This is a genomic window from Bradyrhizobium sp. Leo170 (assembly GCF_004296405.1).
Classification (GTDB): Bacteria; Pseudomonadota; Alphaproteobacteria; order Rhizobiales; family Xanthobacteraceae; genus Bradyrhizobium.
Genome location: NZ_PSRR01000719.1, coordinates 1 through 1,385 on the forward strand (window position 1 = coordinate 1; position 1,385 = coordinate 1,385).

Sequence of the window (1,385 nt, forward strand, 5' to 3'; positions counted from 1 at the left end):
GAGAGCCAGTTTTGCACGCCGAATGACACCCGCGCTCGACCTGAATGATCCACGACGTGGAAGTTGTAAGCGGACATAATCATGCGGGGTGTCGAGCGAGCCACGCTTTGATCTTGGGTGTCTTGCGGTGGCGTAGTTGTGCATGACGATGTGAACATCGAGCCCTTGAGAGACTTGACTGTCGATCTTTTTGAGGAACTCAGGAACTCAACTGGGGATGGCGCTTGTAGCATTTGCATAACGACCCCTGACGCAACATCATGTGCTGCAAGCGGCGCGGTCTTACCATGCCGCAGATAGCTCTGCGTGCGACGTTCCGGGCACCCCAGGCATCATCGGCAAGATTGGCTGCTCGCGATCAACTGTTTTGATCTGGCTTTACTCATCGATGCTGAGGACAGGGCTCGGCTCAGCGGGGACATATCAATATCGCCCACATTGTCGACGAACACCGGATCGCCCGGCAGCTCAAATGGCTGGCTCCGGTGTGGTGAAGGCAGAACGCCATCCACATTCGGTGGATAGTAAAGCGAGAGAAGCCGGTCTCCGCGGCCATTGAGCGGATCGAACAGTGCAACGCATCGGCCAGCATCGAACGCAATGTCCGCTCGATAACGCAGCAACCTGGGCGTCCTTGATGGCCGAGGGCGGCCAGGGCGGATCTCGTCAAGAAGACCATCACAGCGATCCTTCAAACATCGACGGCGCCATTTACCAATGGTATGTTCGTGGCTAAGCGGTCATTCATTTACTCGGTATCCCCCGCGCATCCGGGATCGCGCGACATCGCTTAGACAACGATCTGGCAACACGTTTGCGGCGACGATGCCGTTGTCGGTCAATTCTCTCCAGTCCTGGTGGATGATGATCCCTGCCGGCTCCCGGAACTCCTGGACGAGCCGTGCATGCCCGAGAATGGAATGCACTTTGGTCAGGCAAAAGCGTACCGTCAGAACGCAGCTCTCTCGCGTTGGGCCCCCGTCCTCCCAATACGCTTCCGCAAAACAGCCGACTCCGATCCGGTACATGCGCTAGTAGTCGAACGCATGAGCGGCGAAGAATGCTGCGGTCTCATGCTCTCCAGATAAGCCTGGTCGGTACCGAACAACGCGTCCGTTCGAACCTGAAGCGCTCTTTCCGGAACGCGAATGGTAAAAAGGACGCCAGCCGGAATGCGCGTACTCGTGCATGCCCAACCTTGAAAAATGCCACAGCGAAGCTCGCTCAGACGGGCTGGCGTGTCGTAAGCCTGTCAGGTCCGCGCCGACTTGAGCGTAACCGGTATGAGCTCCCACGTTCCGCAGTGATCAGCGGGCGCGTGCGTAGCGGATCGGCATCCAGTATTGGCGCAGCGCCTCGACGGCCGCTGGAATATCGAGGTGGGC

At 58.2% G+C, this 1,385-nt stretch carries 1 pseudogene; it reads right to left on the reverse strand.

Annotation, left to right across the window (positions count from 1 at the left end):
• Window positions 1-82 precede the first annotated feature (82 nt).
• A pseudogene (locus CWO89_RS48655) lies at window positions 83-852 on the reverse strand (IS630 family transposase); the annotation flags it as partial.
• Between the last annotated feature and the right edge of the window lie 533 nt (window positions 853-1,385).